The 7,239-nt window shown below is 69.2% G+C and carries 7 protein-coding genes; 4 read left to right on the top strand and 3 right to left on the bottom strand.

All coding sequences use genetic code 11. The features are described 5' to 3' along the window. Nucleotides 1–272: 272 nt before the first annotated feature. Nucleotides 273–572 carry a YXWGXW repeat-containing protein gene (locus tag F3J10_RS22045; RefSeq protein WP_025101620.1) on the bottom strand — a complete coding sequence of 100 codons (300 nt, stop codon included), beginning with the start codon at nt 570–572 and terminating at the stop codon, nt 273–275. Between the two features lie 421 nt (nt 573–993). Here F3J10_RS22045 and F3J10_RS22040 point away from each other — a divergent pair, with 421 nt between their 5' ends. Next, the gene (locus F3J10_RS22040; RefSeq protein ID WP_167242993.1) at nt 994–2,115 is read left to right on the top strand and encodes a hypothetical protein; all 1,122 of its coding nucleotides are present in this window, start codon (nt 994–996) and stop codon (nt 2,113–2,115) included. A gap of 48 nt (nt 2,116–2,163) precedes the next feature. Here F3J10_RS22040 and F3J10_RS22035 read toward each other — a convergent pair whose 3' ends face one another. After that, nucleotides 2,164–2,958 carry a polysaccharide lyase family 7 protein gene (locus F3J10_RS22035; protein WP_025101618.1) on the bottom strand — a complete coding sequence of 265 codons (795 nt, stop codon included), beginning with the start codon at nt 2,956–2,958 and terminating at the stop codon, nt 2,164–2,166. 435 nt (nt 2,959–3,393) lie between these two features. Here F3J10_RS22035 and F3J10_RS22030 point away from each other — a divergent pair, with 435 nt between their 5' ends. From F3J10_RS22030 to F3J10_RS22020, 3 genes are all read left to right on the top strand, one after another. Beyond that, entirely contained in the window at nt 3,394–4,311 is a 918-nt protein-coding gene (locus tag F3J10_RS22030) for a LysR family transcriptional regulator (RefSeq protein ID WP_025101617.1), read from the top strand. 69 nt (nt 4,312–4,380) lie between these two features. Further along, nucleotides 4,381–4,836 carry a GNAT family N-acetyltransferase gene (locus tag F3J10_RS22025; protein ID WP_167242992.1) on the top strand — a complete coding sequence of 152 codons (456 nt, stop codon included), beginning with the start codon at nt 4,381–4,383 and terminating at the stop codon, nt 4,834–4,836. Next, complete coding sequence (locus F3J10_RS22020; protein ID WP_025101615.1) at nt 4,836–5,504, top strand: NAD(P)H-dependent oxidoreductase; 669 nt, start codon at nt 4,836–4,838, stop codon at nt 5,502–5,504. The genes F3J10_RS22025 and F3J10_RS22020 overlap by 1 nt, the downstream gene beginning before the upstream one ends. A 26-nt stretch (nt 5,505–5,530) precedes the next feature. Here the strand turns inward: F3J10_RS22020 and F3J10_RS22015 are convergent, their stop codons facing one another. Further along, entirely contained in the window at nt 5,531–7,003 is a 1,473-nt protein-coding gene (locus F3J10_RS22015) for a PLP-dependent aminotransferase family protein (RefSeq protein WP_167242991.1), read from the bottom strand. Nucleotides 7,004–7,239 lie beyond the last annotated feature (236 nt).

Raw genomic sequence — 7,239 nt, 5'->3', positions numbered from 1 at the left:
GGCCGGCGAGGGCGACGGGCGGCGGGGCGGGCGCGGCAGCGCGGGCATCGTGACGGCGGGTCCGCTCATGACGAACGGGCGGCACCGCGCCGGCCCCGGCGAAGGGGCCGCGCGCGGCACGCGCGATCAATATACGACGACGGCGGCCGGGCGCACATGGACCGGCCGCGCGGGCACCACCACGCAGGCGGACAGCAGGCTGGCGGCGAGCGCGAGAACGACGAGCAGTTTCATTGGCTAGGACTCCCTGACGATTGGATGGACAGGGACGCTCAGGCCCAATGGCCCGGCACCCAGTGCCAGTTCGGGCCGTGCGCGACCCAGTGGCCGGGTACCCAGTGGTAGCCGACGCGTACCGGCTGCCAGTGGCCCGGCACCCAGACATAGCCGCCGTGATCCCAGCGCCAGCGGCCGTGATCCCAGACGTAGCCGGTGCGCGGGGCCGGCACCACCTCGACGCGCGGCGGCGGCGGGGCGATCGGCGCGACGATCACGGCCTGCGCGAAGGCGCTGGTGGCGAGCGTGAGGCAGAGGGCGGCGGCGAGGCGCGCCGGATGGAACAGACGTGTCATTTGGTTTTTCTCCCTGGGTTGCGAGGCGCAGATTCGCGCCGTCCAGGGTTAAACGGGGCGGCGGGGAAAATCCGTCGCTGCCGGCGGGCGCGAGCGTTCGGCGCCGGCGCGAAATCGTCGGAAGATGGCGCGCCGAGCCGGTGGCCGGCATGCCCGGCGGCCCCGTGACGACACGCTGCCGCCGTCGCGTAAAGCCTTGATGCGCAAGCGTTTCGGGACGATCCGCGGCGGTCTTGCCAGCGCGCAGGCGAGCCGCCTATTGGTCGGACCGGTCCGAAATATCTGGTAACATCCGCGCGCTGTGCGAGCCCTCCCAGCGGCGCCTCGAAGCGCCTTGCCTCGACCTGTCCACCCATCTGCCCCGCCCATGATCGCCGCTTGCCCGACTCGCCCGACTCGCCCGTTTGCGTCCACGCCGGCCATGCCGCCGCGGGCCGTTTCGCGTCCGGCTCGCCTGGCGGCCTGGGCCGCGGCGGCGCGGCGCGCGGCTTCGTATGCGCTGCTCGGCGCCGCCTCGCTGCTGCTGGGCGCCTGCAACCGGCACGACGCGAACCAGACGGCTGCCTCGGGCGCGTCGAGTGCGTCGTCGGCCGTGCCGGCCGCGGCTTCGATGCCGGCTTCGGCCGCCGCGCTCGCTTCGGGCGCGCTGGCCGCTTCGGATTCGTCGGGCACCGCGGCCTCGTTCTCGCAGGGCCTCAAGCGCGGCGACCTGATGCGCCTGGTATTCCCCAACTGGCATGAAGGCAACGATCCCGCCGCGCAGGCGGTCGAGGTCCCGCTGCCCGAGCGCGACGATTCGGGGCGGATCCGGCGCACCGCCGGCAGCGCGTCGGCGAAGACGGTAGCGAGCCGCATCGAGATCACGCCGCGCGAGGTGATCCGGCTCGACGACACGCATGCGGTGATGCTGACCGAAGGCGTGGGCATCGACGACACCGGCGTGCGCGACGACGGCTACGCGGCCGGCGCCTGGCTCGGCGCCTATTTCTTCCGGCGCGATGCCTCGGGCTGGATGCTGGAGAGGCGCGTGGACGGCGTCGACTATCTCGGCGTGGCGGGCTCCCTGGGCGACACCAGCGTGACGCGGATCGGCGCCGGCGAGTTCGGCCTGATCGTCACGGGCGGCGGATGCTGGCAGGGTTTCTGCGGGACCTGGGCTTCGGTTTACGGCGTCGCGCCGGGCCGCATCGCGACCTACGCGAGCACGGTGCCGGTGGACGGCAACAACCTCGGCGCGAGCGGCGATTGCGAGGCCACGCTGAAGGCGGCGAGCCCGGCGCATGGCACGGCCGCCAGCGAAACCGACGTGGTGGTGTCGAACGATGCGGGTTCGCCGCCGGCCTGCTTCGAGGTCGACGGCAAGCTCTCGCTCGTCGCCGCCGAGGACGGCACGAGCGAGATGCAGATCCACTTCGACGGCGCCGAGACGATCGCCTCGGGCGACGACGGCGGCCTGCGCCTGATCCACCAGACCGCCGTCTACCGGCTGCGCGACGGCAAGTACGTGCTGTCCTCGGGCCACAACCCGGTGCCGGCGTTCTGAACCCGGCGCCCGTCACGCCTCGCGCGTGCCGGGCGTGGACCGCATGGCTCAGCTGTGCGTGAGCGTCAGCGCGTAGAACTTCACCACCGTGCCCGGCGTGGTCAGCGGCGTGCCCGAGGTGGCCGACTGATCGTAGTTGCCCGCCTTGAAGTAGAAGCTCTCGCCGTTGAAGCTCGAGTCCATCGTGAAGGACTTCGAAGTACCGTTCACCTTCACGCCCACCGTGGTGCCCGACAGGCTCATCTCGTAGGTGAAGGACTGGCCGATCGTCACGGTCGCGATCTGGTAGGTATGCGATTGGCCGCCCTGGTTGGTGTCCTCGAGCAGCAACTGCACCTTGCCGGCGGAGGTCACCTGCAGCTCGCAGAGCGGCTTGCTCGGCCCGGTGCCCTGGAAGATCTGCGCCACGGCGGTGGTCTTCGGCACCTGCACCACGGTCAGCGTGGCGTTGAGCCGGTTGGTGCCCGAGGTCGGCCAGATCTTCGCCTCGCGCAACTCGGTGCGCGGGTGCTGCGAGCCCGAGGTGGTCCAGCCGCGCGTCGGGTCCATCATCACCATCGCGCCGTCCGACTTGTCCGTATAGAAATAGAACTGGTTGGTGAAGCCGGCCGCGAGGCTGTCGCCGTTCACCTGGGTGACGCTGCCCGAGGCGCCGATCGGCAACTGCAGGGTCCAGGGCTTGAGGTTGAAGTTCGATCCGGGCGGCACCGAGGGATTCAGGTTGGCCGCCGCGACGACGGCCGCGTCGTCGGCGAGGATCTCGGTCGAGGCGGCGAGGGCATACGCGGAACCCAGGCTGGCGCCCAGCGCCAGTACCGCGCCGATCACGATGTTCTTTTGCATCTCCGTATCTCCTTTACTCATCTTCGATGGAATTGAAATGGCGGCGGGCAAAATGATCTATTTCGGAATGGTTGTTGTATTTTGATTTTGTTGTCGGCGCGCATTGCGATTTTCGGCAATGCGCGCCGTGATGCCGGTTTGCAGAGTTGATGTTATTGGGTGATTCGATAAATAAAGAACGACTTGCTGCGAACTGCGGGGAACGACACGAACACGGCTCTCGAAACACCTTGCTGCACCGCGCAACGCGGGCGGCGCGGCCGGAATGGCTAATGAAAATTTCTGATTTTTATAATCGGGGTTTTCACGGAATCCGATCCGGTATATCAACCGGTTAAACCGCGCCGCCGATCTGAATCGCAGCCTACCGCTATCGATATTCAATGTAAAACGATAGAATTCTATGGGTCATATGGACGGAATCGATACCCGGCGATGCTGCGCGAATTGAAGACATTCCTGGCGGTGGCCAAGCACGGCACCTTCTCGGCGGCGGCGGCGCGCATCGGCATCACGCAGTCGGCGGTCAGCTCGCAGATCCAGCGCGTCGAGGAGCAGCTCGGCGTGGCGCTGTTCGATCGTTCCGGGCGCACGCCGCACCTGACCAAGGCCGGCCAGGAGGCGCTGGTGCTGGCCGCCGAGATGATGGCCCTGCATGCGCGCCTGCTGCGCGAGCCCAGCGTGGCCGAGAACACCGGCACGCTGCGCATCGGCGCGGTGGCCTCGGCGCAGGGGCGCCTGATCGCGGGGCCGGTCACGCTGTTTCGCGAGGCCTTCCCGGCCTGGCGCGTGGAGATCGTCACCGGCGGCGGCCTGGCCCTGGTCAGCCAGATCGATGCGGGCGAGATCGACCTGGCCGTGATGAGCCGCCCCAACTTCACCCTGCCCGAGGCGATCGAATGGCGGCGCATCGCGCTCGAGCCGTTCGTGCTGCTGGTGCCCGAACGCATCGAGGCCGATTCGTGGCGCGAGGCGATCGGGCAGGCGCCCTTCATTCGCTGCGCGCGTCATACCTTCGCCGGGCAGCTCGTCGACCAGTTCCTCGCGCGCGAGGGCATTCGTGTCGACGACGCGATCGAGGTGGTCGATTTCCACTGCATCGCCCAGCTCGTGTCGAGCGGCGCCGGCCTCGCGCTGGTGCCGCGCAATGTCGACGAGCGGCTGTGGCCGGGCGGCGTGAAGGCCTTCGGCCTGGGCGATCGCACCTTCCACCGCGAGCTCGGCATCGTGCAGAAGCCGCGTCATGGCCGGCACCCGGTGATCCAGAAGTTCGTCGACGAGATCGACCGCGCGCTGGCGGCCGCCTGCGATCCCGATGCCGGCTCGCCGCCGCCGATGGCCCGGTCGTCTTGACGATTCATGGCTCTATGGCGGGCGCGCGCGCGGCGCTATCGTGGCGCATGACTGATCGATGGAGCCCGCATGAGCCCTGATATTGCATTCCGGCATCTCGACGCGCCGGCCGAACTGAGCACGGCCTTCACGCTGATGCGCGTGCTGCGCCCGCACCTGGCCGACGCGGATGCCTTCGTCGCGCAACTCGAACGGCAGCGCGGCGAGGCCTATCGCCTGCTGGCCGCCTTCGACGGCGAACGACTGCTGGGCCTGGCCGGCTATCGTCACCAGACCAACCTGTTGTATGGACGTTTCGTCTATGTCGACGACCTGGTGGTCGATCCCGAGCGGCAGGGCCATCGCGTCGGCGCGCGCCTGCTCGATGCCGTGCGCGGCATCGCGCGCGACAGCGGCTGCGCGCGTTTCGTGCTCGATACCGGCCTGCACATGGCGCTCGCGCAGCGCTTCTATTTCCGCAACGGCCTGCTCGCGCGCGGCCTGCATTTCGTCGAACCGTTGAACCTGGCCAGGGAGGCTGCCTGATGAACGTGCTGCTGCTGAATGCGAGCCCGCATCGCGAGGCCAGCCATGGCTATCGGCTCGCGCGCGAGGCGGTCGACGTGTTGCGTTATCGCGAGACGGCCGCGGGCCGCGAATTCCTGCTGATCGAGCGCGACCTGGTGGCGGCGCCCTTGCCGCCGGTCGGCAGCACCTATGCGAAGGCGGTCACTTCGCGCGACGCCGATTCCGCGGCCTTCGCGCTGTCGGAAACGCTGATCGGCGAGATCGAGGCCACCGATTGCCTGCTCATCAACACGCCGATGCACAACTTCACGGTGCCGGCCGCGCTGAAGCTGTGGATCGACTACGTGCTGCGCATCAACCGCACGTTCCGTTCGACGCCCGAGGGCAAGGTCGGCCTGATGCGCGATCGGCCGAGCTTCGTGATCGTCGGTTCGGGCGGCGTGCATAGCGGGCCGAATGCACGGCAGGCCGATTTCCTCACGCCTTACCTGCGCTACGCCCTGGGCTCGATCGGCCTGCACGACCTGCGTTTCTTCCTGCTGCAGGGGCTGGTGATGGGCGACGCGGTGGTGCAGGCGGAGCTGGCGCGCGAACGCGCCGCGCTGCGCCGCTGCGTGCCCTTCTGCGCGGCGCCGCCGGCCGAGGCGGCCAGGCCCGCGAGCCTCGACGAGGCGACGGACGCCTGAGCGGAGCGCGCCGTGTGCGCGTTCGTTCAGCGCTCGTAGATCGCCAGCAGCAATCGCGCCAGGCCGCGTGCCTCGTCGCGGCTCGCCACGTTGGCGAAGCCGAGCACGAAGCCGCGTCGCGCCGGCTTGGCGCGTCCATTCGCATACCACTCCGACAGCGCGCTGATGCCGAGCCCGGCTTCGCGCGCCTGCGCCGCGAAGACGAGATCGTCGAGCTCGGCCGACGGCTCGAAGCCCACCGCGAGGTGCATGCCGCCGGCCGGCAGCTCGACCCGCAGGCGCGCGCCGAAGGCCTCGCGCAGCGCCTCGGCCATGAACTCGCGCCGCTCGGCATACAGCGCGCGCATGCGCTTCAGGTGGCGCGCGAAATGCCCTTGCGCGATGAAGTCGGCCACGCCCGCCTGCAATAGATAGGGCGAGCCCGCGTTCATGCTCTGGCAGATCCGCCGCATGCGCGCGATGGCGCGCTCGGGCACCACCACGTAGGCGAGCCGCAGGCCCGGCACCATCACCTTGCTGAAGGTGCCGCAATAGATCACGCGGTCGTGGCGGTCGAGGCTCTTCAGCGCCGGCAGCGGGCGGCCCGTGTAGCGGAATTCGCTGTCGTAGTCGTCCTCGATGATCCAGCTTCCCGAGCGCGAGGCCCAGTCGAGCAGGGCGATGCGGCGCGCCAGCGAAAGCGTCACGCCGAGCGGGCTCTGGTGCGAGGGCGTGACCACCGCGAAGCGCGCTTGCGGATCGAGCGCGATGCCGCGTTCCACGTCGAGCCCTTCCGCATCCACCGGCACCGGCACCAGCGAGACGCCCGCATCCACCAGGAAGCGCCGCGCCAGCAGGTAGCCGGGATCCTCGTACCAGACGCGATCGCCCGGCGAGGCGAGCGCGCGCAGCACCAGCTCGAGCGTGGCGCGATAGCCGCTGGTGACGAACACCTGCTCGGGCGTGCAGGCCACCCCGCGCGACACGCCGAGATAGCTGGCGATCTTCTCGCGCAGCGGCGCATGGCCGAGCGGCGCCGGGTAGGCGAGCGCAGCCGGCTCGGCGCGCCGCAGGCGATAGGCGACCAGGCGATTCCAGACCTTGCGCGGGAAGGCGTCGAGCGCGGGCAGGCCCGGCTGCAGCGGCAGCGGCGCGCCGCCATGCTCGCGAAACGCATCGATTGCGGCCGGTGCCGCCGCCGGCTTGTCCCGTGCCGGCGCCTTCGCGCCGCGCGCGGCCTGGCGCAAGGCGGCCGGCGGCAGCGAGGGCGACACATAGGTGCCGGCCGCGCCGCGCACCTGCAGATAACCCTCGTCGACCAGGATCCGGTAGGCCATCTCGACCGTGCCGCGCGCCGTGTTCAGCTCGGTGGCTAGGCCGCGCACGGCCGGCACGCGATCGCCGGGCCGCAGATGACCGGCGCCGATCGCGTGCTTGAAGCGCTCGCAGATCTGCAGATAGACCGGCAGGCGCAGGCCGCGGTCGATGTCGAGTTTCAGGTCGCGGTCGCGTTGGCTCATCGGCGGCGGGAGGGCATGGGTCTGGTCTTCGAAGGCGCCGGCTGATCAGGAAAACTGAGCGTCCGGCGCTGGAGGACGGGTTTCAAGCATGAAACTTGGATAAATCGAGTCGCACATAAGATACGAGATCGATCGCCATCGCGCAAGCTGGAAATCGAGACGATTTGTTGCGGATTCCACACTTGCATCCAAGAACTACGACAAATAGAATCCGAGTTATTCGACGTGCGGCGAGC

Origin of the sequence: Burkholderia sp. Cy-637, assembly GCF_011753175.1 — a bacterium.
Taxonomy (GTDB): domain Bacteria; phylum Pseudomonadota; class Gammaproteobacteria; order Burkholderiales; family Burkholderiaceae; genus Burkholderia; species Burkholderia gladioli.
Note: the sequence above shows the minus strand (reverse complement) of the source record. Positions and strands in the feature narration are given on the sequence as shown.

Excerpts from the sequence above, each read along its gene's own strand:
- F3J10_RS22020 (WP_025101615.1), top strand. The coding sequence starts at position 4,836 with ATGAACGTGCTGCTGCTGAATGCGAGCCCGCATCGCGAGGCCAGCCAT.
- F3J10_RS22040 (WP_167242993.1), top strand. The coding sequence starts at position 994 with ATGCCGCCGCGGGCCGTTTCGCGTCCGGCTCGCCTGGCGGCCTGGGCC.
- F3J10_RS22025 (WP_167242992.1), top strand. The coding sequence starts at position 4,381 with ATGAGCCCTGATATTGCATTCCGGCATCTCGACGCGCCGGCCGAACTG.
- F3J10_RS22045 (WP_025101620.1), bottom strand. The coding sequence starts at position 572 with ATGACACGTCTGTTCCATCCGGCGCGCCTCGCCGCCGCCCTCTGCCTC.
- F3J10_RS22015 (WP_167242991.1), bottom strand. The coding sequence starts at position 7,003 with ATGAGCCAACGCGACCGCGACCTGAAACTCGACATCGACCGCGGCCTG.
- F3J10_RS22035 (WP_025101618.1), bottom strand. The coding sequence starts at position 2,958 with ATGCAAAAGAACATCGTGATCGGCGCGGTACTGGCGCTGGGCGCCAGC.
- F3J10_RS22030 (WP_025101617.1), top strand. The coding sequence starts at position 3,394 with ATGCTGCGCGAATTGAAGACATTCCTGGCGGTGGCCAAGCACGGCACC.